We start from the raw sequence: 23,820 nt of genomic DNA, 5'->3' as shown, positions 1-23,820 counted from the left end.
GCCCGGGGTACGCCGCCAACCTGCGCCCGGGGCGGGCGGGGGGGGGCCCCGCCCGGCCCCCCCCGGGGGGGGGCCCCCCGGGGGGGGCCCCCGCCGCGGTTCGGTACCGGATGGGCAACGGCTGCCGCGCCCGGCGCACCGTGTCACCGCACCGTGGGGCATGATCTCGACCATGGCCATTGTCGCCGGCATTGACTGCTCGACCCGGTACACGAAGATCATCGCCTGCGACGCCGCCAGCGGCGCCGTCCTGCGCGACAACCGCGCCAAGCACCCCGTGACCGCTCCCCCGGAGGACTCCCCCGGGGCCACCGAGATCGATCCGCAGGTGTGGCTGCACTCCCTGGGCGCGGCAGCCTCCGGCGGCGTGCTGGAGGGCGTCCGCGCCATCGGCGTCTCCGCCCAGCAGCACGGCATGGTCGGTCTCGACGCCGGCGGGGTGCTGGTACGCCCGGCCCTGCTCTGGAACGACCCGCGGGCCTCCGGGGCCGCCGCCTCGCTGGTGGAGGCGCTGGGCGGTCCGGGACCCTGGGCGGAGGCCATCGGGGCGGTGCCCGCCGCCACCTACACCATCGCCAAGCTGCGCTGGCTCGCCGAGTTCGAGCCCGCCTCGGCGAACCGGGTGGCCGAGGTGCTGCTCCCCCACGACTGGCTGGTCTGGCAGCTGCTGGGGCACCCCCGGCGCCGGACCACCGACCGCGGCGACGCCTCGGGCACCGGCTACTGGTCGCCGGTCACCGAGAGCTACCGGCAGGACCTGGTGGAGCTGGCCCTCGGCCACGAGCTGCGGCTGCCCGAGGTGCTCGGCCCGGCGGAGGCCGCCGGGGAGACCCCCGAGGGCCTGCTGATCTCGGCCGGCACCGGGGACAACATGGCGGCCGCCCTCGGACTGGGCGCGGGCCCCGGCGACGCCGTGGTCTCGCTCGGCACCAGCGGGACCGTCTTCGCCGTCCACGACGAGCCGCTGGTGGACACCTCCGGCACCGTCTCCTCCTTCGCCGACGCGACCGGCCGCCACCTGCCCCTGGTCGGCACCCTCAACGCGGTCCAGGTGCTGCGCCGCACGGCCGCCCTGCTCGGCGTCGACCTGGAGGGCCTGAGCGAACTGGCCCTCCAGTCCTCGCCCGGCTCCTACGGGCTGGTGCTGCTCCCCTACCTGGAGGGCGAGCGCACCCCGTACCTGCCGCACGCCGCGGGCACCCTGGCGGGCCTGCGCGCGGAGTCGATGCGGCGGGAGCACGTGGCGCGGGCGGCGGTGGAGGGCATGCTCTGCGGCATCGCGGACGCGCTGGACGTGCTGCGGGGGCGCGGGGTCAGGGTGCGCCGGGTCTTCCTGGTCGGCTCCGCCGGCCGGCTGGCGGCCGTCCAGCACATCGCGCCGCTGGTGCTGGGCGTGCCCGTGGTGATCCCCCCGCCGGGCGACTACGCGGCCCGGGGCGCCGCGCGGCAGGCGGCCTGGGCCCTGTCCGGCGGCGCCGAGCCGCCGCCGTGGGAGCTCGCCGACGCGGTGGAGGTGGAGCCCGGGGAGGACGTGGAGTTCGGCCGGGCGGTGCGGCAGCAGTACGCGTCCGTGCGGGAGCAGATGCACCCGGAGACGCGGGGGAGCTGAGCGGGGGCGACGGGACCGGGCCGCGGGGGGCCGGACGGCGCGGGTGCACGGCCTGTCCGGTGCGCGCCCGCGCCCGGCGGGGACGGGCACCGCCGGGCCGCCCGCTCAGTCCAGGTATCCGCGGAGCTGGTCGGCGAAGGCGTGGTCGCGGAGCTTGGCGAGGGTCTTGGACTCGATCTGCCGGATGCGCTCGCGGGTCACGCCGAAGAGGCGGCCGATCTCCTCCAGGGTGCGCGGCCGCCCGTCCGCGAGGCCGTAGCGCAGCTGGACCACCCGGCGCTCACGCTCCCCGAGGGTGGAGAGGACCGCCTCCAGGTGCTCGCGGAGCAGGAGGAAGGCGGCGGACTCGACCGGCGACGCGGCGTCGGCGTCCTCGATGAGGTCGCCGAGGGCCACGTCGTCCTCCTCGCCGACCGGCGCGTGCAGCGAGACGGGCTCCTGGGCGAGCCGCATCACCTCGGTCACGCGCTCCTCCGGGATCTCCAGGACCGCGGCGACCTCGGAGGCGGAGGGCTCGCGGCCGTGCTCCTGGAGGAGCCTGCGCTGGACGCGCACGACGCGGTTGATCAGCTCCACCACGTGCACCGGGACGCGGATGGTGCGCGCCTGGTCGGCCAGCGCCCGGCTCATCGCCTGGCGGATCCACCAGGTGGCGTAGGTGGAGAACTTGTAGCCGCGGGCGTAGTCGAACTTCTCGACGGCGCGGATCAGGCCGAGGTTGCCCTCCTGGACGAGGTCCAGCATGCCCAGGCCGCGGCCGACGTAGCGCTTGGCCACCGAGACCACCAGGCGCAGGTTGGCCTCGATGAGGCGGCGCTTGGCGATCCGGCCCAGGAGCACCAGCCGGTCGAGGTCGTCGGCGAGCCGGTCGTCGGGGGACTCTGCGGCGGGCTCGGCGGCGGACCCGGCCGACTCGGCGGCGTCGCGGGGCCCGGTGCGGCCGGCGGGTTCGGCGGCGCCGCCGGGTCCCGCAGCGGCCCCTCCGCCCGGGAGCCGTCCGGCGGCGCCGCGCGTCAGGTGCTCGGCCAGGCGCTGCTCCGCGAAGAGGCCCGCCTCGACCTGGCGGGCCAGTTCGACCTCCTCGGCGGCGGTGAGCAGCGGGACGCGGCCGATCTCGCGCAGGTACTGGCGGAAGAGGTCGGCGGAGGGGCCGCCCGTGTCGTCGAGGGCCGGGGCCTGCTCCTCCGGGGCGGCCGCGGGGGCCTCGTCGGGCGGCTCGCCGGCCAGGTCCGCGTCGCTGGGCCCGGCGTCCCCGGGCCCGGTGTCGCCGGGGTCGGCGGCAGTGCCGTCCGAGCCCGCGCCGCCGTCGGGCGGGTCGTCCTCCAGGACCTCCCCGCCGCCGGCCGGGCCCCCGCCGGCCGCCCCCTCGGGGGACGGCCGCTCCCCGGCGCGGCGGCGCCTGCGGGCCCCGGCCCGGCCGGGCGGTCCGGAGGCGCGCGGGTCCTCGGGGGGTCCGTCGTGGCGGACGGCGTCGGCCGTCCCGGCGGAGCCGCGGTGCGGCGGTGCGGGCTGGGCCGTGAGGGCGAGGTCCACGTCGTTCCCTTCCTGCGCGGAGGGCTCGATGAGTGAGGGGGGCTCGGCGGGTGCGGGGGGTCCGATCGGTGCGCGGGGCACGGGGGGCCCGGGAACCTGCGCGGCGGGGGGCCGTCCGGCCGGCTCCGGGGCGTGCCCCTCCGGGGCGGCGGGCGCGGCGCCGCCCTCCGTCCGGAGGACCGTGGGCGGGACGACGGCTGCCGCGCCCGTCCCGCGCTGGGATGACTGGGGCACCGCTTCCAGTGTGGGGTACGCCGCGCGTCGGGGCCGATACTCGTGCGGGGCTTTTTTGGGCGCGGGGGGCGGCCGGGGCCGCACGGGGGGCCGGGCGGGCCCGCAGGCGGTGCCGGAGGGGCCTACAGCGCCGCCGCGCCCAGGGTCCGCAGGCTGTTGCGGTACTGCTCCAGCGCCCACAGCTCGTGCTGGACGGCGGCCATGTCCTCGGGGGCCGCGCGGTTGCCGAGCCGCTGGAGGTGGGAGTGGGCCTCGCGCATCCGGGCGTCCACCGCCTGCAGGCGCAGCTTGACCAGGAACTCGCCGGCGTAGAGCGCGTCCGGGGCGCGGCGGGTGCGGATGGGCTCCACGGTGAGCTCGGTGACCAGGGAGCGGACCGCGTCGTCGGGCGCGGCGTCGCGGACCAGGGCGGGGAAGTCCGGCAGCGAGGCCCCCCGGGCGGCGCCCCCGGCGGCGGCGACGGCACGGCGCACGGCGGTGTAGGGGGCGGTGGGGAACTCGTCCTCGCCGAAGTTGTCGAAGGCGGGGCTGACGAGGACGGGGTGCTGGAGGGCGAGTTTGAGCAGCTCGCGCTCCACGAACTGCGCCGGGTCGCGCGGGTTGAGGCGCGGCGCGGGCGGCCGCGCGGGCGCGGGCGCCGGTGCGGCCGCCTCCGTACGGCGCGCGGCGGGGCCGCCCGCCCCCCGGCCGTTCTCGCGCTCCCGCTGCCAGCGGGCGATCTGGGCGACCCGGCGGACCACGAACTGCTCGTCGAGGATGCCGAGCATGCCGCCGAGCTGCACCGCGTACTGGTGCTGGATGGACCGGTCCTTGATGCGGGCGACGATCGGCGCGGCCTCCTCCAGCGCCGCGGCCCGCCCCTCGGCCGTGTCCACCCGGTGCCGGGAGACGGTGCTGCGGATCGCGAACTCGAAGAGCGGCACCGGGTTGTCGACCAGCTTGCGGACGGCCGCGTCGCCCTCGGCGATCCGCAGTTCGCAGGGGTCCATGCCGCCGGGGCTGACCGCGATGGAGGTGCGGGCGGCGAACTTCTGGTCGTCCTCGAAGGCGCGCAGCGCGGCCTTCTGCCCGGCCGCGTCGCCGTCGAAGGTGAAGACGGTCTCGCCGCGGTAGGCGGAGGTGTCCATCAGCAGGCGGCGGATGATCTTGATGTGGTCCTCGCCGAAGGCGGTGCCGCAGGTGGCGACGGCCGTGGTCACCCCGGCCAGGTGGCAGGCCATCACGTCGGTGTAGCCCTCGACGACCACCGCCCGGCCCGACTTGGCGATGTCCTTCTTCGCCAGGTCGATGCCGTAGAGCACGTGCGACTTCTTGTAGATCGGGGTCTCGGGCGTGTTGAGGTACTTGGGACCGTTGTCGTCCTCGCGCAGCCGCCGCGCGCCGAAGCCGACCACCTCGCCGGTGATGTCGCGGATCGGCCAGACCAGCCGTCCCCGGAAGCGGTCGATCAGGCCGCCGCGCTGCCCCTGCGAGGCGAGGCCGCCCGCCAGGATCTCGCGGTCGGTGAAGCCCTTGCCGCGCAGGTACCGGACCAGGTGCTCCCAGCCGACCGGCGCGTACCCCACGCCGAAGTGCGCGGCCGCGGCGGCGTCGAAGCCCCGCTCGGCGAGGAAGCGGCGGCCGATCTCCGCCTCGGGGCCGCCCAGCTGCTCGGCGAACCAGGCGGCGGCCACCTTGTGGGCCTCCACCAGCCGGGTCCGCTCGCCCTTCTGCCGGCCGGGGGTGTAGCCGCCCTCCTCGTAGCGCAGGGTGATGCCCGCCTGGGCGGCGAGGCGCTCGACCGCCTCGGTGAAGGAGAGGTGCTCGACCTTCATCACGAAGGCGAGGGTGTCGCCGCCCTCGCCGCAGCCGAAGCAGTGGTAGACGCCCTTGGCGGGGTTGACGTAGAAGGAGGCGGACTTCTCGTCGTGGAAGGGGCAGACGCCCTTGAGCTGCGCCCCGCCGCCGCTGACCAGCTGGACGTAGTCGGAGACGACCGCGTCGATGGGCAGCGCGCTGCGCACCGCCTGCACGTCCTCGTCCCTGATCCTGCCTGCCACGCAGGAAGTCTACGGGGGCCGGACGACAGCGCCCGCCGGACGCGGGCCGGGCCCGGCCGCGGCGGGTCAGCCCAGGACCGCGGCGGGTCAGCCCAGGACCGCGTCCAGCGGCACCGCGGGGTCGGCGAGCCGCTCCGGGTCGACCGGCCGCCGGGAGCGGACCAGCCGCTGGACGGACTCGGCGACGTCCCAGACGTTGGCGTTCATCCCGGCGAGCACCCGGTCCTCCGCGTCCAGCCAGAACGCCAGGAACTCGCGCTTGCCCGCGTCCCCCCGCACCACCACCTGGGCGTACTCCCCCGGCGCGGCGAAGCCGGAGTACTCCATGCCCAGCTCGTACTGGTCGCTGAAGAAGTAGGGGATCCGGTCGTAGGAGACCTCCTGCCCCAGCATCGCGCGGGCCGCCGCCGGACCGCCGTTGAGGGCGTTCGCCCAGTGCTCGACCCGCAGCCGCCGCCCGAGGACGGGGTGCCAGGCGGAGGCCACGTCGCCGGCGGCGAAGACGTCGGGGTCGGAGGTGCGCAGCGAGGCGTCCACGGCGACGCCGCCGCCCTCCCCGCGGGGGGCGACGTCCAGCCCGGCGGCCTCGGCGAGGGCGGTGTCGGGGGTGGCGCCGATGCCGACGACCACGGCGTGGGCCGGCAGCTCCTCCCCGGTGTCGGTGAGCGCGGCCAGCACCATGCCGTCCTGCCCGACGACCTCGGTCACCGAGGCGCCGAGCTGGAAGGAGACGCCGTGCTCGCGGTGCAGGTCCGCGAAGAAGGCGCCCAGCTCCGGGCCGAGGACGCCGTGCAGCGGGGTCGGCTGCGGCTCGACGACGGTGACCTCGGCGCCGTAGCCGCGCGCGGCCGCCGCGACCTCCAGGCCGATCCAGCCGGCGCCGACGACGAGCAGCTGCCCGTTCTCCCGCCCCAGGGTCCGCAGGACGGACCGCAGCCGCTCGGCGTGCGGCAGCCGCCGGAGCACGTGGACCCCCGCGAGGTCGGCGCCCGGCACCTGCAGCGGGCGCGGCGAGGAGCCGGTGGCGAGCAGCAGCCGGTCGTACCGCAGGGCGGTGCCGTCGCCGAGCCGCACCTCCTTCGCGGCGCGGTCCAGGGCGGTGGCCGGCTGCCCGAGGTGCAGCTCCACCTCGTGGGCCGCGTACCAGGCGGGCTCGTGCACCCGCAGCGCGTCGCGCTCCTCCGCGCCGGTGAGGAACCCCTTGGAGAGGCCGGGCCGCTCGTAGGGCTCCTCCCGCTCGTCGCCGAGCAGGATCACCCGGCCCGTGAAGCCCTCGGCGCGGAGCGTCTCCGCCGCCTTGGCCCCGGCGAGGCCGGCGCCCACGATGACGAAGGTCCCGTTGGTGTCCACCACGTCCGCTCTCCCCTGTTCCGCCCTGTTCCGCGGCAGGCCGCACGGAGTCCGGCCACACACGGTGACTGCCAGGTTACGCCCGGACGGACCGGGGGCCGGTCCGGACGGGCTGCCCCTGCGGACGAGGATCCCCCCGGCGTCCGCCCGGGTGAAGAGCCGGACGGCCCCCGCACCGGATCGTCACCGCTCCTGCACCAGTGTGCGGTGCAGGGCCAGCGCGGAGGCGTCGGTGAGCGAGGCGATCTGGTCGACCACGGCCCGCAGCCGCGACCGGTCGTCCCCGGCCTCCTCGAACATGGCCAGGAAGACCGGGTCCAGCCCGTGCGGCGCGTCCCGCAGCAGCACCTCGGCCAGCTCGGCGATCACCACCCGCTGCCGGGAGCGCAGCTCGGCCTGGTCGGCGCGCTGCATCACGTACCGGACGGCGACCGCCTTGAGCACGGCGCACTCCAGCCGGACGCCGTACGGCACCACCAGCTCGGCCCGGTACCGGGTCAGCCGCCCCGGGCCGTGGCGCTCGCGGGTGGCCCGCTCGGCGGCCAGGCAGAAGCGGCCGATGAGCTGGCTGGTGGTGTCCTTCAGCCGGGCCCGGTCGCGGGCCGAGCCGTCGTAGGAGCGCGGCCACCACTCCTGCGCCTGGAGGCGGTCCAGCGCCTCGCCGAACTCGTCGGCGGAGGCGCCGGGCGCGTACCGGGCGGCGACGGCGAACAGCTCCGCCCGCTCGGCCCGGCCGGTGAGCGCGGCCGGGTCGACGTGGCCGGCGTGCAGGCCGTCCTCCAGGTCGTGGACGGAGTAGGCGACGTCGTCGGACCAGTCCATGACGGTCGCCTCGAAGCAGCGCCGCCCCGGCGGCACGGCGGCCCGCACCCAGCGGAAGACCGGCAGGTCCTCGGCGTAGACGCCGTACTTGGACGAGCGGGGCTCGGTGGGGTGGCCGCCCCGCGTCCAGGGGTACTTGGTGGCGGCGTCGAGGGCGGCGCGGGTGAGGTTCAGGCCCACGCTGCGGCCGGGCCACGGCGCCAGCCGGGTCGGCGGCCCGCCGGGCGGGGCGAAGCGCTTGGGCTCCAGGCGGGTGAGGATCCGCAGCGACTGCGCGTTGCCCTCGAAGCCGCCGCACGCGGCGGCGGCCACGTCCAGGGCCTCCTCGCCGGTGTGGCCGAAGGGCGGGTGGCCGAGGTCGTGGGCGAGGCAGGCGGCCTCCACCAGGTCAGGGTCGCAGCCGAGCGCGGCGCCCAGCTCCCGGCCGACCTGGGCGCACTCCAGCGAGTGGGTGAGCCGGGTGCGGGGGAAGTCGCTGAGCATGGGTGCCACCACCTGCGTGGTCCCGGCCAGGCGGCGCAGCGCGGCGGAGTGCAGCACCCGGGCGCGGTCGCGCTGGAACGCGGTGCGCCCCGGCCGCTTGTCCGGCTCGGGCACCCAGCGCGCCTCGGCGGCGACGTCGTACGGTGCCGTCCCGTCGGCGCCGGTCCGGACGGCGGTGGCCTGCTCGGTGTCGTCCATATACCGGCCACCGTACGCCCGGCGTGCGGCATCCCGGCCCCGCCGCGCGGACGGCGGCGCCGGGGGCGGGGCCGGCGGGCCCGCCGCACCCCGCGGCTCCGGCGGCGTACGGGCGGGAGTGCCCGGGTCCGGCCGGCTCAGCGCGGCCCCTCCCCGAGAGCCCCTCCGGCAGCGCGGTCGCGCACCTCCCCGCCGCCGTGCCGCCGGCCGGGGCGGGCGGTGGCGAGCCACCGCCAGCGGGGCTGCTCCAGGACCAGGCAGGCCGCGGCGAGGACGGTGACGGCGACGGCCGCGGGGCGGGGCCAGGCGAACCAGGCGCCGGCGACGGCGGCGTCGAGCTGGAGCAGGACCAGGACGATGGTGACCGGGCCCGGGACGGGCACCAGGGTGCTCTTCTTGTCGCCGGGGGTGGAGAGGAGGGCCGGCAGGCCGATGAGGAGCACGTCGGCGAGGACGGCCAGGACGACGGAGTGCCGGGCGAGCGCCCAGGGGGCGGCGGTCCAGGCGGTGAGCTCGGTGGCGACGCGGAGGAGGGCGGCGGGTCTGCTGTCCGGAGCGGTGCTCGCACGGGTGTCCACGCGCGGCAGCATGCCACGGGCGCGGGCGCGGCGGGGCCGCTTCCGGGTCAGCCGGTCGCGAGGGCCCTGCGGCGGGCGGGCGCGGCGGTACGGGCGGCGGCACCCGGCTCCGCGGTGCGGACGGCGGCTGCGGCTGCGGCTGCGGCTGCGGCTGCGGCTGCGGCTGCGGCTGCGCGGTCGTAGCGGGCGAGGACGAGGCGGGCCAGGGCGGGGTGGGCGCCCAGCGGCGCCGAGGCGGGTCCGGGGGACGCGGCGGCGGCCCGGCGGGCGAAGTCGCCGGGCGCGGTGAAGTACCCGGCGACGGCGATCCGGCGGTGGCCCCGGGCGGCGAGGGCGGCCACGGCCTCGGCGACCGTGGGCGGGCCCGCGGCGACGCAGCCGGGGAGGACCGGCACGCCGAGGCGGGCGGCGAGGAGGCGGGCCTGGGCCCCGGTGTCGGCGGCGGAGTCGGGGTCGCGGGAGCCGGCGGCGGCCAGGACGACGGCGTCGCCGGCGTGCGGGAGCGGGCCCGCCTCGGCGAGGCGGTCGTGCAGGGCGTCGGTGAGCAGCGGGTGCGGGCCCAGCGGCGGGGCGACGGCGGCGGCCAGGTGCGGGGCCGCGGCGAGGGCCTGCGGGATGTCCGCCCTGACGTGGTAGCCGCGGCCGAGCAGCAGCGGGACGAGCACCGCCTCCCCGGCGAGCCCCGCGAGGACGTCGGGCAGCAGCGGTTCGTCCAGGCCGAGGTGGGCGAGGTGGACCGGGAGGCCGGGGCGCAGGGCGCGCACCCGGTCCAGCAGCCGGCGGACCTCGGCGCCGGCGGCCGGGTCGCGGGAGCCGTGCGCGACGGCGACGAGGGCCGGGCGGCGGCGCCCGCGACCGGGGCCGGCCGGGCCGGGGGCGGCGCCGGAGGAGACGGCCGGGCGCGGTGCCGGTCCGGGGTGCGGTGCCGGTCCGGGGTGCGGTGCCGGTCCGGGGCGGGCCGCCGGGTGCGCGTGCCGGACGGCGAGCCCGGAGGAGAACCGGGCGGCGATCTCGGACATGAGCTCCGAGGCGCTGGAGTCCCACAGGGGCTGCGTCATGCGTCCAGCGTCCCCCCGGGGTGTTTCCCGGCGGTTGCACGGCCGTCACGGGTGGTTTCCCGGGCCTCACGGCGGCGGAACGCGGGGCGGGAGGCGCCCGCACGCCCCGCGGGGCCCGGCCTCACAGCCGCCCCGGACCGCCGCTGAGGGCACCGTACCGGCCTCGTAACGCCCGGGCCGCGGCCGCGAAACAGCCCCGCCGCACGCTGCTCGGCATGAGCGAAGCCGCCGCACCGACCCCCGCCGCCGCCCGGCCCGCCGTCGACACCCACTGCCCGTACTGCGCGCTGCAGTGCGGCATGGCGCTGAGGCCGGCGGCCGGGTCCGGCTCCGGGTCCGGGTCCGGGTCCGGCGGGAGCAGCGGCGGCGCGGTGCCGGTCGAGGTCGTGGAGCGGCCCGCGTTCCCGGTGAACCGGGGCGCGCTGTGCGGCAAGGGCGCGAACGCGGCGGCGCTGCTCGCCCCCGGCGCCCGGCTGACGGTGCCCCTGGTGCGGCCCCGGCGCGGCGCGCCGCTGGAGCCCGCGACGTGGGACGAGGCGCTGGACCGGGTCGCCGCCGGCCTGTCCCGCACGGCGGAGGCCCACGGCCGGGACGCGGTCGGCGTGTTCGGCGGCGGCGGGCTGACCAACGAGAAGGCCTACCTGCTGGGGAAGTTCGCCCGCGTGGTGCTGCGGACCGCGACGGTCGACTACAACGGCCGGTTCTGCATGTCGTCGGCGGCGGCCGCGCAGAACAGGGCGTTCGGCCTGGACCGGGGGCTGCCGTTCCCGCTGGAGGACATCCCCCGGACCGGCTGCCTGGTCCTGGTGGGCGGCAACCCGGCGGAGACCATGCCGCCCTTCGTCCGGTACCTGCGGGAGCTGAGGGAGAACGGCGGCCGGCTGGTCGTGGTCGACCCGCGCCGCACCCGCACCGCCGGACTGGCGGACCTGCACCTGGCGCCGCGCCCCGGCACCGACCTGGCGCTGGCGCTGGGCCTGCTGCACCTGGTGGTGGCGGAGGGGCGCACCGACGAGGCCTTCGTCGCGGAGCGCACCACGGGGTGGCCGGAGGCGCGGGCGGCGGCGATGGCGCACTGGCCGGAGCTGGTGGAGTCGGTCACCGGGGTGCCGGTGCCGCAGCTGCGGGAGACGGTGCGGCTGTTCTGCGACGCGGAGGCGTCGATGGTGCTGACCGCCCGCGGGCCGGAGCAGCAGTCCAAGGGCACCGACACGGTGAGCGCCTGGATCAACCTCTGCCTGGCGACCGGCCGGGCCGGCCGCCCGCACTCGGGGTACGGCTGCCTCACCGGGCAGGGCAACGGGCAGGGCGGCCGCGAGCACGGGCAGAAGGCGGACCAGCTGCCCGGCTACCGCAGACTGGACGACCCCGCGGCGCGCGCCCACGTCGCCGCCGTGTGGGGCGTGGACCCGGAGTCCCTGCCCGGCCCCGGCCGCAGCGCGTACGAACTGCTGGACTCCCTCGGCCGGGACGTGCGCGCCCTGCTGGTGGCGGGCTCCAACCCGGTGGTCTCGGCCCCGCACGCCGCGCACGTCGCCGAGCGGCTCGCCGCCCTGGACCTCCTGGCCGTCAGCGACGTGGTGCTCTCCGAGACCGCCGCCCTGGCCGACGTGGTGCTGCCGGTCGCCCAGTGGGCCGAGGAGACCGGCACCATGACCACCCTGGAGGGCCGGGTCGTCCTGCGCCGCAGGGCGGTGGACCCGCCGCCGGGGGTGCGCAGCGACCTGGAGGTGCTGCACGGGCTGGCGGCCCGGCTGGGCCACGGCGAGGGCTTCCCGGTGGAGCCGGAGAAGGCCTTCGACGAGCTGCGGCGGGCGTCGGCGGGCGGTCCGGCGGACTACGCGGGCATCGGCTACGGGCGGATCGCGGCCGAGGACGGCGTCTTCTGGCCCTGCCCGTCGGCGGACCACCCCGGCACCCCGCGCCTCTTCCTGGACCGCTTCGCCACCCCGGACGGCCGGGCCCGCTTCGCCGCCGTCCAGCACCGCCCGGCCGCCGAGGAGCCGGACGCCGAGTACCCGCTGCGGCTGACGACGGGCCGGGTGCTGGCGCAGTACCAGTCCGGGGCCCAGACCCGCCGGGTGGCCGCCCTGGCGGCGGCCGCGCCGGGCCCGTTCGTGGAGCTGCACCCCCGGCTCGCCGAGCGGCTGGGGATCGGCGAGGGCGCCCCGGTCGCCGTGGTCAGCCGCCGCGGCCGCGCCGTCGCCCCGGCCCGGCTCACCGACGCGATCCGTCCGGACACCGTCTTCATGCCGTTCCACTGGCCGGGCGCGGGGCGGGCCAACACCGTCACCAACCCGGCGCTGGACCCGGTCTCGCGGATGCCGGAGTTCAAGGTCTGCGCGGTGCGGCTGGAGCCGGCGGGCGGGTGACGGCGGGACCGGGAGTCCGACGGACCGTCAGCTCTCGGCGGTGAGCAGGACCTGCACCGTGACCGGGGCGCCGCCGGTGGACACCTCGGCCCGCAGCGGGCCGCCGGAGGCGGGGACCGCCCCCGTCCAGCGGGTGAGGGCGTCGCCCGCGTCGCCGAGCCCGCACATGCCGCCGGTGGCCGACCAGACGGGCGGCTGCGGGGAGGGCGAGGGCAGCAGCCCGTTGCCCTCCAGGGCGCGGTCCAGCTCGCCCGGCGGCAGCCGGAAGGCCAGCTGGAGCAGGGGCTTGCCGCTGGCGGCGGACGAGGTGAGGTAGTGGACGTCGCGGGCGTCCGCGGGTACCCGCACGCCGAGCCGGTCGGCGGCCGCCCCCAGCGGCTCGACGCTCCCCGGGCAGGCCCGGGAGTCGGCGGCGGGGAAGGCGGAGGCGGTGGAGAGCTGCCAGTACAGCACCCAGCCGAGGACGGCCGCCACGGCGGCGGGCAGGCCCACGACGAGCAGCGGTCCGAGCCAGCGGGGAGCGGGGTCGGCCTCCGCCTCGCCCTCCGCGCGCGGGGTGATGTCCACGACGGGCTCGGGGTCCTCGGCCCCGCCGGTGCTGCCCATCGCCGCTCCCTCGTGTGCGCCGCCCCCGACGGCCCGGGCCGGGCGGCTCGTGCGGGGCGGCCCGGGTACGGGCGGACCGGGCACGGGCGTCCCGGGCGGGGGAAGGTCCGTGTGCAGGCCGATGCTAACGGCACAGCGGCGACCGGCGCGGACGCACCGCGGGCGCGCCGCTCACAGCGCCGTTCCGCGGACACTGAGGGCACCGTTCCGCCGGTGAAACAGACGCGAACCGGTCGGGAAACACCACCGTTCGAACCTTCTCGCATGACCACGGGAGCAGGGCCGCGCAGCGGGCGGCCGGACGGCGCACCCCGCCGCATCGTCGTGGTGGGCGGCGGGACGGCCGGCCACCGGCTGGTGCAGCAGCTGGCCGCCCGCGGGGCGTCCGGCGGGCCGGGCTGCGGCCCGAGAGGCGGCACGGACGGCGGGCAGGGGGGCCTCCGGGTCACCGTGCTCGGCGAGGAGGCGCACCCCGCGTACAACCGGGTGCTGCTGGCCGAGGTGCTGGCCGGCCGGTACGCGCCCGAGGTGGTGGCGCTGCCGCCGGTTCCGGAGGGCCCGGTGGTGCGGCGCGGGGTGCGGGTCGTCCGGATCGACCGCGCCGAACGGCGGGTGCTCTGCGACGACGGCTCGGCCGTGCCCTACGACGACCTGGTGCTGGCCACCGGCGGCAGCCCGGTGCTCCCGCCGCTGCGCGGGCTCTTCCTCGACCCGGACGACCCGGACGACCGGGACGGCCCGGACGCCCCGGACGCCCCGGACGGTCCGGACGGCCCGGGCGGGGCGGCGGGCGCGGGCGGGGCGGCGGGCGCGGGCGGCGCGGCGGGCCGGGGGTACGGGGGGTACGGCGGCACGGGGCACGGCGGCGACCTGCCCGACGGCGCCTTCGCCTTCCGGACGATGGACGACTACACCGGCATCGACGCCCACCTGCGGCGGACGGGCCCGGCGGCCCGGGCGGTGGTCGTCGGCGGCGGACTGCTGGGCGTGTCGGCGGCACGGGCGCTGGCGGCGCGCGGCATGCAGACGGTCCTCGCCCACCAGGGCGAGCACCTGATGGAGCGCCACCTGGACGCGGAGGCGTCCCGGCTGCTGCGGGACCACCTGGCCGGACTCGGCGTGGAGGTGCACACCGAGTGCCGGGCCCGCGCGGTGCTGACCCGGCACAGGCGGGTGGCGGCGGTGGAGCTGGCCGACGGCTACCGCCTGGCGGCGGACCTGCTGGTCGTGGCGTGCGGGATCCGCCCCCGCACCGGCCTGGCCCGGGCCGCCGGGCTGGAGGTGCGCCGGGGGGTGGTGGTCGACGACCGGCTGACCACCTCCGACCCGCGCGTCCACGCGGTCGGCGACTGCGCGGAGCACCGCGGGACCGTGTACGGCCTGGCGGGCCCGGCCCTCCAGCAGGCCGACCTGCTGGCGCGGCTGCTCGCCGGTCCGGGACCGGCCCCGGCCGGGGTCCCGGAGGCGGCCGCCCCCGCCCCCGCCTACACCGGCAGCCGGCTGCTGACCCGGCTCACCCTGGCCCCCGCCGGGACCCCTGCCGCCGGGGCCCCGGGCGCAGGGACACCGGCCCCGGGGACCCCGGGCGCAGGACCGGCGGCGTTCGACCTGGCGGCGTTCGGCGAGACGGCGCCCGCCGGACCCGGGGACCGGGTGCTGCGGCTGGCCGACGCCACCCGCGGCTCCTACCGCAAGGTCGTGGTCCGCCGCGACGGCCGCGGCGGCGACCGCGTGGTCGGCGGCATCCTCCTCGGCGACCTGGCCACCGTGGGCGCCCTGGCCCACGCCTGGGAGGACGACGAACCGCTGTCCGCCCACCCGCTCCACCTGCTCACCGCGCACGGGAGCGCCCATGCGGGCCCCCGCGGCACCACCCACGGCACGCCCCACGGAGGGAACCCCCGATGACCGACACCCCCGAGAAGCCCGTCGTCGTCCTGGTCGGGTACGGCATGGTCGGCCACCGCCTCCTGGAGGCGCTGGCCGAGAACGGCGCCGCCGCCCGCCTGCGGGTGGTCGTCCTGGCCGAGGAGCCGCGTCCCGCCTACGACCGCGTCCGGCTGACCTCGTACTTCTCCGGCCTCACCGCCGAGGACCTGGTGCTGGGCGAGGAGGGCTTCGCCGAACGGCACGGCTTCGAGGTCCGCCTCGGCGACCCGGCGGTGGCCGTGGACCGGGCCGCCCGCACGGTGACCGCCCGCTCCGGCCTCGTCGTGCGCTACGACACCCTGGTGCTGGCCACCGGCTCGTACCCGTTCGTGCCGCCGGTGGAGGGGAGGGACGCGACGGGCTGCTTCGTCTACCGCACCGTCGAGGACCTGCTCGCCATCGAGGAGTACGCGCGGGGCGCCCGGGTCGGCGCGGTGGTCGGCGGCGGCCTGCTGGGCCTGGAGGCGGCCGGGGCGCTGAAGGGGCTCGGGCTGGAGACGCACGTCGTGGAGTTCGCCCCGCGGCTGATGCCGGTGCAGGTGGACGACGGCGGCGGCGAGGCGCTGCGGCGCACCGTCGAGGAGCTGGGCGTCGTGGTCCACACCGGTGTCGGCACGAAGGCGGTCGCGGTGGACGCGGCGGGCGCCGTCACCGGCATGGCCTTCACCGACGGCTCGGAGCTCGCCGCCGACCTGGTGGTCTTCTCCGCGGGCGTGCGCCCCCGCGACGCGCTGGCCCGCGACTGCGGGCTGGAGGTCGGCGAGCGCGGCGGCGTCCGGGTGGACGCGGACTGCCGGTCCGTCACCGACCCGCGGGTCTTCGCGATCGGCGAGTGCGCGCAGGCGGTGGACGGCCGGGTGTACGGCCTGGTCGCACCCGGGTACGAGATGGCGCAGGCGGTCGCCGCGCAGCTGGCCGGGGGCACGGGCACGTTCACCGGCGCGGACCTCTCCACCAAGCTCAAGCTGCTGGGCGTGGACGTGGCCAGCTTCGGCGACGCCTTCGCCGCCTCCGAGGGCGCCCTGGAGGTCGTGTACTCCGACTCCCGCTCCGGCGTCTACAAGAAGCTGGTGGTCACCGCGGACGGCGCCCTGCTGGGCGGCATCCTGGTCGGCGACGCGGAGGCGTACGCCGCGCTGCGGCCGCTCGCCGGCACCGGCACCCCGCTGCCCGCGCCGCCGGAGGCGCTGGTGCTGCCCGCCGGCGCGGGCGCGCCGGCGGCGCTCGGCCCCTCGGCGCTGCCGGACGGGGCGGTGGTCTGCAACTGCCACAACGTCACCAAGGGCGCCGTGCGGGCCGCCGTCGCGGAGCACTCCTGCACCACCGTGCCCGAGGTCAAGGCGTGCACGAAGGCGGGCACCGGCTGCGGCTCCTGCGTGAAGCTGCTGACGTCGCTGGTGCAGGACGAGCTGGAGGCGTCCGGCGTCGCCGTCGACCGGGGCCTGTGCCCGTGCTTCGCGCAGACCCGCGCCGAGCTGTACGAGATCGTGCGGGTCACCGGGACCGCCACCCACGCCGAGCTGCTCGACCGGTACGGGCGCGAGGAGGCCCGGGGCGGCGAGGGCTGCGAGGTCTGCAAGCCCACGGTGGCGTCGGTCGTGGCCTCGCTCGCGCCGGAGCTGGACGCCCCGGTGCACATCCTCGACGGCGAGCAGGCGGCCCTGCAGGACACCAACGACCACTTCCTCGCCAACCTGCAGCGGAACGGCTCGTACTCGGTGGTCCCCCGCATCCCCGGGGGCGAGATCACCCCGGAGCGGCTCATCGTGATCGGCGAGGTCGCCCGCGACTTCGGCCTCTACACGAAGATCACCGGTGGGCAGCGGATCGACCTGTTCGGCGCCCGGGTGGACCAGCTGCCGCAGATCTGGTCGCGGCTGGTCGCCGCGGGCTTCGAGTCGGGCCACGCCTACGGCAAGTCGCTGCGGACGGTGAAGTCCTGCGTGGGCTCCACCTGGTGCCGGTACGGGGTGCAGGACTCGGTGGCGATGGCGATCCGGCTGGAGCTGCGCTACCGGGGCCTGCGCTCGCCGCACAAGCTGAAGTCGGCGGTCTCCGGGTGCGCCCGGGAGTGCGCCGAGGCCCGGGGCAAGGACTTCGGCGTCATCGCCACCTCCGCCGGCTGGAACCTCTACGTCGGCGGCAACGGCGGCGCCGACCCCCGCCACGCCGACCTGCTGGCGCAGGACCTGGACGACGAGGGGCTCGTCCGGCTGATCGACCGGTTCCTGATGTTCTACATCCGCACCGCCGACCGGCTGGAGCGCACCTCCGCCTGGCTGGAGCGGATCGACGGCGGGCTGGACCACGTGCGCGACGTCGTGGTGGGGAACTCGCTCGGGATCTGCGGCGAGCTGGAGGCCCTGATGGACCGCCACGTCGGCCGGTACCAGGACGAGTGGGCCGCGACCCTCGCCGACCCCGAGCGGCTGCGGCGCTTCGTCTCCTTCGTCAACGCGCCGGGGGTGCCCGACCCCACGGTGCGGTTCGTGCCGGAGCGGGACCAGGTCCGGCCCGACCTGGAGGTGCTGCTCTCCGAGGACGACCTGCTGCGCTCCCTCGACCCCGACGGCCCCGGCCGCCCCGACCGCTCGTCCGACGGCGCGCCCGGCCGCGCCCCGCTCCTGGAGGTCCGCTCCCGATGACCGCTCCCACCGCCGCCCCCGCCGCCTCTCCCGCCGTCGCCTCCCCGGCGGATCCCGGGACCGCCCGCGTGGAGCTGCTGACCGGCGGCGCCTGGGTGCCCGTCTGCGACTGGCCGCTGCTCACCCCGGGCCGCGGGGTGGCCGTGCTGCTGCCCGACGGCCGGCAGGCCGCCGTCTTCCGGGACCGCCGCGACCGGGTGTGGGCGGTCGGCAACCGCGACCCGTTCACCGGCGCCCACGTCCTCTCCCGCGGGCTGCTGGGCTCCGCCGCCGGGGGCGGCCCGTACGTGGCCTCGCCGCTGCTCAAGCAGCGCTTCGACCTGGCCACCGGCGTGTGCCTGGACGACCCGTCGGTCCGCATCCCCGTCCACGCGGTCCGGCTCGCGGACTGACGGGGACGCACCCTGACGGTCCGTCGGCCCATTTGGGCCGCCGGGCCGTGCCCGGTGGACCGGGCGGCGGTCAGCGCACCCAGCTCTTGAGGGCCTCGGTGTCCAGCACGATGCCGACGGGCTGCGGCAGCCGCACCTCCCTGCCGAAAGGACGGCGGACGAGGGCTCCGTACACGCCCCCCTCGGGCTCGCTGTGGACGAGGACCTCGCAGGAGTCCCGGTCGACCAGCAGGTAGACCGGGATGCCCGCCTCCGCGTAGGCGCGGGGCTTGTCCTCCCGGTCCCGCCGGTCGGTGTCGGTGTCGTAGGAAGTGACCTCCAGCACCATCAGGACCCGGTCGGCGTCGGCCCACTCCCCCTGTCCGGCGAAACTCCCCCGAGGTGCGAGCGCGCCGTCCGGCTTGGCGTGCCCCTTCCGGTACGCCTCGACCTTCAGACCCCGCTCCGGGTAGAGCCACAGGTCGGGCCGCTGCTGCATGCAGTGCTCCATGACCCAGCGGACGATCTCGTCGTGGTCCCCGTCCGGCACCGCCTTGACCCCCAGCTTCCCGTGGATGAACTCGAGGCGGACGCCCTCGCGGTCGGCGGCGACCGCGATGCGCTCGAACTCCTCGACCAGCATCTGCGGCCGGTCCTCGGTGGCAGTCACCACGCTCTCCTTCCTCCGGGGCGGCGCCGGGACACCGGCACTCCGCACGGTACTACCGCAGCAGGGACCAGGCCGGGCACTCCGCGCCGGACGCCGGGCGGCGCTCAGCCCGGACCGTCCGGCGCACCCAGGGACCGCAGGACGGCGTCGGCCATACCGCGCTCGCCGCGGGCGTTGGGGTGGACCGGCGCGGCGGCGGAGGCCGGGGAGAGCGGCTCGATCCAGCGGACGGCCGCCGGGGAGCAGGCGTCGCGGCCCCGGGAGGGCGTCCGGGTGTCGACGTACCGGGCGCCCGCGGCCCCGGCGGCGCGCCGCAGCGCGGCGTCGAGCCGCCGCTCGTGGTCGTGGAGGAAGGCGACGTCGCCCGGCGCCAGGCCCATCAGCGAGGAGCAGGCCGTGCCCGCGCCGGAGGCCGGGACGAGCTCCGGGTAGCCGAGCACGAGGACGCGGGCGTGCGGCGCCCGGCGCCGGACCTCGCCGAGCGCGGCCTCCAGGTCGCGGCCGGCGGTGTCGATCCGCCGCTGGAGCAGGCCGAGGCCGGCGGGGGTGTAGGAGTCGCGGCAGGGCGCGGCGCTGCCGCCGCCCAGGCCGAGGCCGCGCATCACGCCCGCCTGGACGCAGCGGGTGAGGACCTGGATGAAGCCCACGTCGTTGCCGCCGATCCCGACGGTCACCAGTGCGGTGCGCGGCGACAGGGCGGAGAACTGGGCGGGGTTGGCCCCTCCGGGGACGCCCTGGGGCGAGGCGAGGTCGGCGATGACGGCGCCGCTGCAGCTGACGTCGCGGAAGTCGGCCGCCGGCACCCGCAGGGCGCGGGCCACCAGGGCCGGGTAGTTGCGGCCGGAGCGCTCGCAGCCCTCGGGGGTGCCGTGCTGCGGGGGGATGCGCGGGCCGGAGGTGTAGGAGTCGCCGAGCGCGACGTAGGAGCCGCGGAGGGCCGGGGCGCCGCCCCGGGACGCCGGCGGCGGGGCGGCCGTCGCGGCGGGGGAGGCGGCCGGGGAGCCGGTCGCCGAGGGGGCGGCGGCCTCCGGGCCGCCCGCCCGGGTGCCGGGGCCCCCGGAGCAGGCGGCGGAGAGCAGGAGGGCGCCGGTCGCGGCGAGGGCGCCGGCGGCGGTGCGCAGGGACCGCACGCGCGGGGGCTTCGTACGCGGGGGCTTCATCGGCGCGGGCCTCCCCAGGTTCCGGTCCGGGCTCGGCGGACGGCCCGCTCCGCGGACCGCACGCCCGTCCCTCGACGGTACGGGGGCGTGCGGCGGGCCGCCCGCCCGGGGTCCCCGGCGGGCACGTCCGGGACCGGCCCCCGGGCGAACGGGCGCGCGGGGGCCCGGCCGACGGACGGGTGCCCGGCCCGGCACGGCGGGCCGGGCCCGCGCGGCTCAGTCCGCGCCGCGCTCCTGCTCGGCGAGGAACTGCTCGAAGCGGCGCCCCAGCTCGTCGGCGGACGGCAGGTCCACCTGCTCGGCGAGGAGGCTCTCGCGCCCCTCCGCGCCCGCCACGGCGTCGTACTGGCTCTCCATGCCCCGGATGGCGGTGGGCAGGTCGCCGCCGCCCTCGGACAGCTGGCCGTCGATGTCCTCGCGGACCTCGGCGACCCGCTCGCGCAGCTCCGTGGCCGGCAGGACCAGGCCGGTGGCGGACTGGACCGCCTCCAGCACGGCGACGGCCGCCGCCGGGTAGGGCGAGCGGGCGACGTAGTGCGGGACGTGCGCGGCGAAGCCGAGCACGTCGTGGCCGGCCTCGGAGAGCCGGTACTCCAGCAGCGCCTGGGCGCTGCCGGGGACCTGCGCCTGCTCGAACCAGCTGGGGTGGCCGGCGGCCAGGTCCAGCCGGTTGCCGTGGGGGGTCAGGCCGACCGGGCGGGTGTGCGGCACGCCCATGGGGATGCCGTGGAAGTCCACCGCGAGCCGCACCCCGAAGCGGACCGCGAGGCCGCGCACGGCGGCGGCGAACCGCTCCCACTCGACGTCCGGCTCCGGGCCGCTGAGCAGCAGGAACGGCGTGCCGGCCGCGTCGCGGACCAGCTGCAGCAGGATCTCGGGCGCCTCGTAGTCCGACCAGTGGTCGCGGTCGAAGGTCAGCACGGGCCGGCGTGCCCGGTAGTCCACGAGGCGGTCGTGGTCGAAGCGGGCCACCACCTGCGGGCCGCCCTGCTCCAGCAGGTGCTCGACCACCTGGCCGCCGGTCTCGCCGGCGTCCATGAAGCCCGTGAGGTGGTAGAGCAGGACCAGGCCGGGCGAGGACGCCGCCGTGGCCGCCACCGCCTCCACGCCCTCGCGCTCCAGGTCGTACAGAGCTTCCGGATCGCGCACCGCGAACCCCATCCCTTCCGTTCCGGACGGGCCCCGGCCGTCGGTGCCCGGGAACCCCCTCGGACACCCTCAGCACGGACGGGGGCCGCCGCATTCCCGCAGCGCTCCCCGCGCCGCCCCCCGCACCGCGGATCCGGCCCGCGCCCCCGCCCGGCGGCGGCGAAACCGCTGGCCGGAGGCGTCCCGGGCCCGTCCGCGGGCCGGGCGCCGACCACCCGGGGACGGCGGTCGGCGCGCGCCGCCGCCCCGCGCGCCGGTGTCGGCGCGCCGCAGGATGACGCACGGCCCGCAGGCAGGTATCGTCCTCTCGCTGCCCGGCATCTTCCTCCTGCCGGAGGCAGCCCCCTCCTCGCATCTTGCCTTCACCTGGCCGCCTGCTTCCTCACGCGCATCGTTCCCTCCCCGGCCATCACGCGGACCGACACTGTCCCCCGCTCCCCCTGCCCCGGGCGGCCCTCCGGCCTGCCCCGGACCGGGCCCGGCGTCGGGGCGGTCGCCCGCACCTTCCTCCTGGCCGGACCGCGGCAGGAGCCCTCTTCTCGTCGAAGGACCGAAGGCCCGTGCCCGTCTCCGTCACCCTCACCGGCCGCGTGGTGCGGCTGGAGCCGCTCACCGAGCAGCACGCCCCGGCCCTGGCCGCCGCCGCGGCCGAGGACCGCACGGCGTACGCGTTCACGCCCGTGCCGCACGGGCTGGACGCGGCCCGCGCGTACATCGCCTCCGCCCTGGCCGACCAGGCCGCCGGCCGGGCGCTGCCGTTCGCCACCGTCCGGGTGTCCGACGGACTGGTGGTGGGCTCGACCCGCTTCACCGAGCTGGACTACTGGGAGGGGCCGGTGGTCTGGCCGCCGGCCCCGCGCGGTCCGGTCGGCGACCCGTGGGCCGCCGTGCCGGACGCCGCCGAGATCGGCGGCACCTGGCTCTCGGCCCGCGCGCAGGGCACCGGGATCAACACCGAGGCCAAGCTGCTGATGCTCCGGCACGCCTTCGAGACCTGGGGCGTGCGGCGGATCTCCCTGCGGGCCGACGCCCGCAACCTGCGGTCCCGGGCCGCGATCGAGCGGCTGGGCGCCGTCTGCGAGGGCGTGCGCCGGGCCCACACCCGCGGCCTGGACGGCATGGTCCGGGGGACGGCGTTCTACTCGATCCTCGACGAGGAGTGGCCGGCGGTGCGGGACATCGTCGAGCTGCGGATCGCCGCGTCCCGGGCGCCGAGCGCCCCGGACCACCCCCGGCCGCTGGTCTCGGCCTGACGGCCGGTCCCGGGGGCCCCGCGCGCGGCGGGGCCCCCGGGCCGACGCGGCGGGGCCCCGTGCCGTGTCCCGGTGCCGTGTCCCCGTGGCGTGTCCCGACGGCGGGTCAGTCCTCCCCGGGCCCGGGCGGCGGGAACGGCGCCTCCCGGGTGCGGTGCCGGGCGGCCGCCCTGACGTCCTCGGGGAGCTGCTGGGCGGCGAGCAGGCCCGGCAGCAGCCCGGGCTCGGTGGTCAGCGCGCGGAAGCACCCCGCCACGGTCACCCGGTGGTCGGGGCGGAACTCCACCGCCACCGGGTCGCCCGCCCGGACCTCCCCGGGCTCGACGACCCGCAGGTAGGCGCCGGGCAGCGCCCGCAGCGTGAACCGCCGCACCCAGCGGCGCTCGTCCAGCCAGACGGCGAAGGTGCCGCAGGGGATGCGCGGCACCGCGACCTCCAGCAGCACCGAGCCGCCGACCCGCCACCGCTCGCCGATGAGCGCGCCGTCCACGTCCAGCCCGGCGGTCGTCAGGTTCTCGCCGAAGGAGCCGTTCGGCAGCTCCCGGCCGAGCTGTGCCTGCCAGGCGTCCAGCGCCTCGCGGGCGTAGGCGTAGACGGCCTGGTCGTCGCCGCCGTGGTGGCGGGTGTCGCAGACGCGGTCGCCCACCAGTCCGCCGCCGAGGCCGCCGCGCTTGGGCCCGGGGGCGCGCACCGCCACCGGGTGGTCCACGGGCCGCTTGTCGATGCCGGTCGTGCCGACGTCGGGTTTGGCGGGGTTGGGGCGGGGGCGGGCCAGGTTCACCGAGAGCAGACGGGCCATGCGGCGGAGCGTAGGCCCGGCGGGGCCCCGGGCGCAGCAGGTTTTCCCGGAGCCGGGCCGCCGCGGACCGGCCCCGGCGGCCGGGTCCGGGCGGGGCCGCCGGGTCCGGGCGGGGCCGCCGGGACCGGGCGGGGCCGCCGGGCGGTGGGAGGATCGGGGCATGGCGCGCGACGAGGGGTACCTCCTGGACAACCGGCAGGCCGAGGCGGGCGAGCGGTTCGACGCCCTCGCGGAGCTCTTCGACGCCTCGACCTTCCGCCACCTCGACCACCTGGGCGTCGGCCCCGGCCGGCACTGCTGGGAGGTGGGCGCCGGGGGACCCTCCGTCGTGCGGTGGCTGGGCGGCCGGGTCGGGCCGCGGGGGCGGGTGCTGGCGACCGACATCGACGTCTCCTGGACCCGGGAGGCGGCCGGGCCGGCGGTGGAGGTCAGGCGCCACGACGTGGCCGCGGACGAGCCGCCGAGGGAGTCCTTCGACCTGGTGCACGCCCGGCTGGTCCTGCTCCACGTCGCCGACCGGGAGCGGGCGCTGCGGACGATGGCCGGCGCCCTGCGGCCGGGCGGGGTGCTGCTGCTGGAGGACGCCGACCCGGCGATGCAGCCGCTCGCCTGCCCCGACGAGCACGGGCCGGAGGAGGAGCTGGCCAACCGGCTGCGCCGCGGCTTCCGGACGCTGCTGGCGGAGCGCGGCGCCGACCTGGCGTACGGGCGGCGGCTGCCCCGGCTGCTGCGGGAGGCGGGCCTGACGGAGGTACGGGCGGACGCCTTCTTCCCGATCGCCTCGCCCGCGGGGGACCTGCTGGAGGCGGCGACCGTACGGCAGGTGCGGGGGCTGCTGGTGGAGCGGGGGCCGGCCACCGACGAGGAGGTCGACCGGCACCTGGCGAACGTGGAGGCCGGCCGCCTGGACCTGGCGACCGCGCCCATGGTGTCCGCCTGGGGCCGCCGCCCCTGAGAGGGCC

Annotated in this window: 18 protein-coding genes; 7 read left to right on the top strand and 11 right to left on the bottom strand. The window is 78.2% G+C overall.

Going from position 1 to position 23,820, the window contains the following annotated elements:
- The first annotated feature begins 172 nt into the window (after positions 1 to 172).
- Entirely contained in the window at positions 173 to 1,609 is a 1,437-nt protein-coding gene (locus ACFY07_RS18800) for an FGGY family carbohydrate kinase (RefSeq protein ID WP_390869802.1), read from the top strand.
- 105 nt (positions 1,610 to 1,714) lie between these two features.
- Here ACFY07_RS18800 and ACFY07_RS18795 read toward each other — a convergent pair whose 3' ends face one another.
- From ACFY07_RS18795 to ACFY07_RS18770, 6 genes are all read right to left on the bottom strand, one after another.
- On the bottom strand, positions 1,715 to 2,935 hold the full coding sequence (locus ACFY07_RS18795) for an RNA polymerase sigma factor (protein ID WP_390869870.1): 1,221 nt from the start codon (positions 2,933 to 2,935) through the stop codon (positions 1,715 to 1,717).
- Between the two features lie 563 nt (positions 2,936 to 3,498).
- Positions 3,499 to 5,415, bottom strand: a complete 1,917-nt coding sequence (gene dnaG / locus ACFY07_RS18790; RefSeq protein WP_390869801.1) for a DNA primase — start codon at positions 5,413 to 5,415, stop codon at positions 3,499 to 3,501.
- Between the two features lie 87 nt (positions 5,416 to 5,502).
- Entirely contained in the window at positions 5,503 to 6,768 is a 1,266-nt protein-coding gene (locus ACFY07_RS18785) for an NAD(P)/FAD-dependent oxidoreductase (protein ID WP_390869799.1), read from the bottom strand.
- Between the two features lie 180 nt (positions 6,769 to 6,948).
- Positions 6,949 to 8,268, bottom strand: a complete 1,320-nt coding sequence (locus ACFY07_RS18780; RefSeq protein WP_390869798.1) for a deoxyguanosinetriphosphate triphosphohydrolase — start codon at positions 8,266 to 8,268, stop codon at positions 6,949 to 6,951.
- 137 nt (positions 8,269 to 8,405) lie between these two features.
- Entirely contained in the window at positions 8,406 to 8,846 is a 441-nt protein-coding gene (locus tag ACFY07_RS18775; RefSeq protein WP_230649799.1) for a hypothetical protein, read from the bottom strand.
- Positions 8,847 to 8,893: 47 nt separating this feature from the next.
- Complete coding sequence (locus tag ACFY07_RS18770) at positions 8,894 to 9,904, bottom strand: sirohydrochlorin chelatase (protein ID WP_390869796.1); 1,011 nt, start codon at positions 9,902 to 9,904, stop codon at positions 8,894 to 8,896.
- Between the two features lie 215 nt (positions 9,905 to 10,119).
- Here ACFY07_RS18770 and ACFY07_RS18765 point away from each other — a divergent pair, with 215 nt between their 5' ends.
- Entirely contained in the window at positions 10,120 to 12,276 is a 2,157-nt protein-coding gene (locus ACFY07_RS18765) for a molybdopterin oxidoreductase family protein (RefSeq protein ID WP_390869794.1), read from the top strand.
- 27 nt (positions 12,277 to 12,303) lie between these two features.
- Here ACFY07_RS18765 and ACFY07_RS18760 read toward each other — a convergent pair whose 3' ends face one another.
- Complete coding sequence (locus ACFY07_RS18760; protein WP_390869792.1) at positions 12,304 to 12,882, bottom strand: hypothetical protein; 579 nt, start codon at positions 12,880 to 12,882, stop codon at positions 12,304 to 12,306.
- A 264-nt stretch (positions 12,883 to 13,146) separates the two neighbouring features.
- On the opposite strand from ACFY07_RS18760, the gene ACFY07_RS18755 reads away from it, so the two are divergent.
- Genes ACFY07_RS18755 through nirD form a run of 3 tightly spaced genes read left to right on the top strand, consistent with a single transcriptional unit; the run spans position 13,147 to position 17,848 of the window.
- Positions 13,147 to 14,790 (top strand): NAD(P)/FAD-dependent oxidoreductase, encoded by a 1,644-nt coding sequence (locus tag ACFY07_RS18755; protein ID WP_390869790.1) that lies wholly within the window; start codon positions 13,147 to 13,149, stop codon positions 14,788 to 14,790.
- Entirely contained in the window at positions 14,787 to 17,456 is a 2,670-nt protein-coding gene (gene nirB, locus ACFY07_RS18750; protein ID WP_390869788.1) for a nitrite reductase large subunit NirB, read from the top strand. The genes ACFY07_RS18755 and nirB overlap by 4 nt, the downstream gene beginning before the upstream one ends.
- A complete protein-coding gene (nirD, locus tag ACFY07_RS18745; RefSeq protein ID WP_390869786.1) occupies positions 17,453 to 17,848 on the top strand; it encodes a nitrite reductase small subunit NirD in 396 nt (131 codons plus the stop codon). The genes nirB and nirD overlap by 4 nt, the downstream gene beginning before the upstream one ends.
- A gap of 70 nt (positions 17,849 to 17,918) precedes the next feature.
- Here the strand turns inward: nirD and ACFY07_RS18740 are convergent, their stop codons facing one another.
- The 3 genes from ACFY07_RS18740 to ACFY07_RS18730 form a co-directional block, all read right to left on the bottom strand.
- Positions 17,919 to 18,470 carry a Uma2 family endonuclease gene (locus tag ACFY07_RS18740; RefSeq protein WP_390869868.1) on the bottom strand — a complete coding sequence of 184 codons (552 nt, stop codon included), beginning with the start codon at positions 18,468 to 18,470 and terminating at the stop codon, positions 17,919 to 17,921.
- 131 nt (positions 18,471 to 18,601) lie between these two features.
- On the bottom strand, positions 18,602 to 19,657 hold the full coding sequence (locus ACFY07_RS18735; protein WP_390869784.1) for an SGNH/GDSL hydrolase family protein: 1,056 nt from the start codon (positions 19,655 to 19,657) through the stop codon (positions 18,602 to 18,604).
- A gap of 216 nt (positions 19,658 to 19,873) precedes the next feature.
- A complete protein-coding gene (locus ACFY07_RS18730) occupies positions 19,874 to 20,806 on the bottom strand; it encodes a PAC2 family protein (protein ID WP_390869782.1) in 933 nt (310 codons plus the stop codon).
- Between the two features lie 560 nt (positions 20,807 to 21,366).
- Here ACFY07_RS18730 and ACFY07_RS18725 point away from each other — a divergent pair.
- Positions 21,367 to 22,059 (top strand): GNAT family N-acetyltransferase, encoded by a 693-nt coding sequence (locus tag ACFY07_RS18725; RefSeq protein ID WP_230649824.1) that lies wholly within the window; start codon positions 21,367 to 21,369, stop codon positions 22,057 to 22,059.
- A gap of 106 nt (positions 22,060 to 22,165) precedes the next feature.
- Here ACFY07_RS18725 and ACFY07_RS18720 read toward each other — a convergent pair whose 3' ends face one another.
- The gene (locus ACFY07_RS18720) at positions 22,166 to 22,858 is read right to left on the bottom strand and encodes an MOSC domain-containing protein (protein WP_390869779.1); all 693 of its coding nucleotides are present in this window, start codon (positions 22,856 to 22,858) and stop codon (positions 22,166 to 22,168) included.
- 160 nt (positions 22,859 to 23,018) lie between these two features.
- Here ACFY07_RS18720 and ACFY07_RS18715 point away from each other — a divergent pair, with 160 nt between their 5' ends.
- A complete protein-coding gene (locus ACFY07_RS18715) occupies positions 23,019 to 23,813 on the top strand; it encodes a methyltransferase domain-containing protein (RefSeq protein ID WP_390869777.1) in 795 nt (264 codons plus the stop codon).
- Positions 23,814 to 23,820 lie beyond the last annotated feature (7 nt).

Origin of the sequence: Streptomyces sp. NPDC001380 (assembly GCF_042895785.1) — a bacterium.
In the GTDB taxonomy this organism is placed as follows: Bacteria; Actinomycetota; Actinomycetes; order Streptomycetales; family Streptomycetaceae; genus Peterkaempfera.
This window is presented reverse-complemented; position numbering and strand designations above follow the sequence as displayed.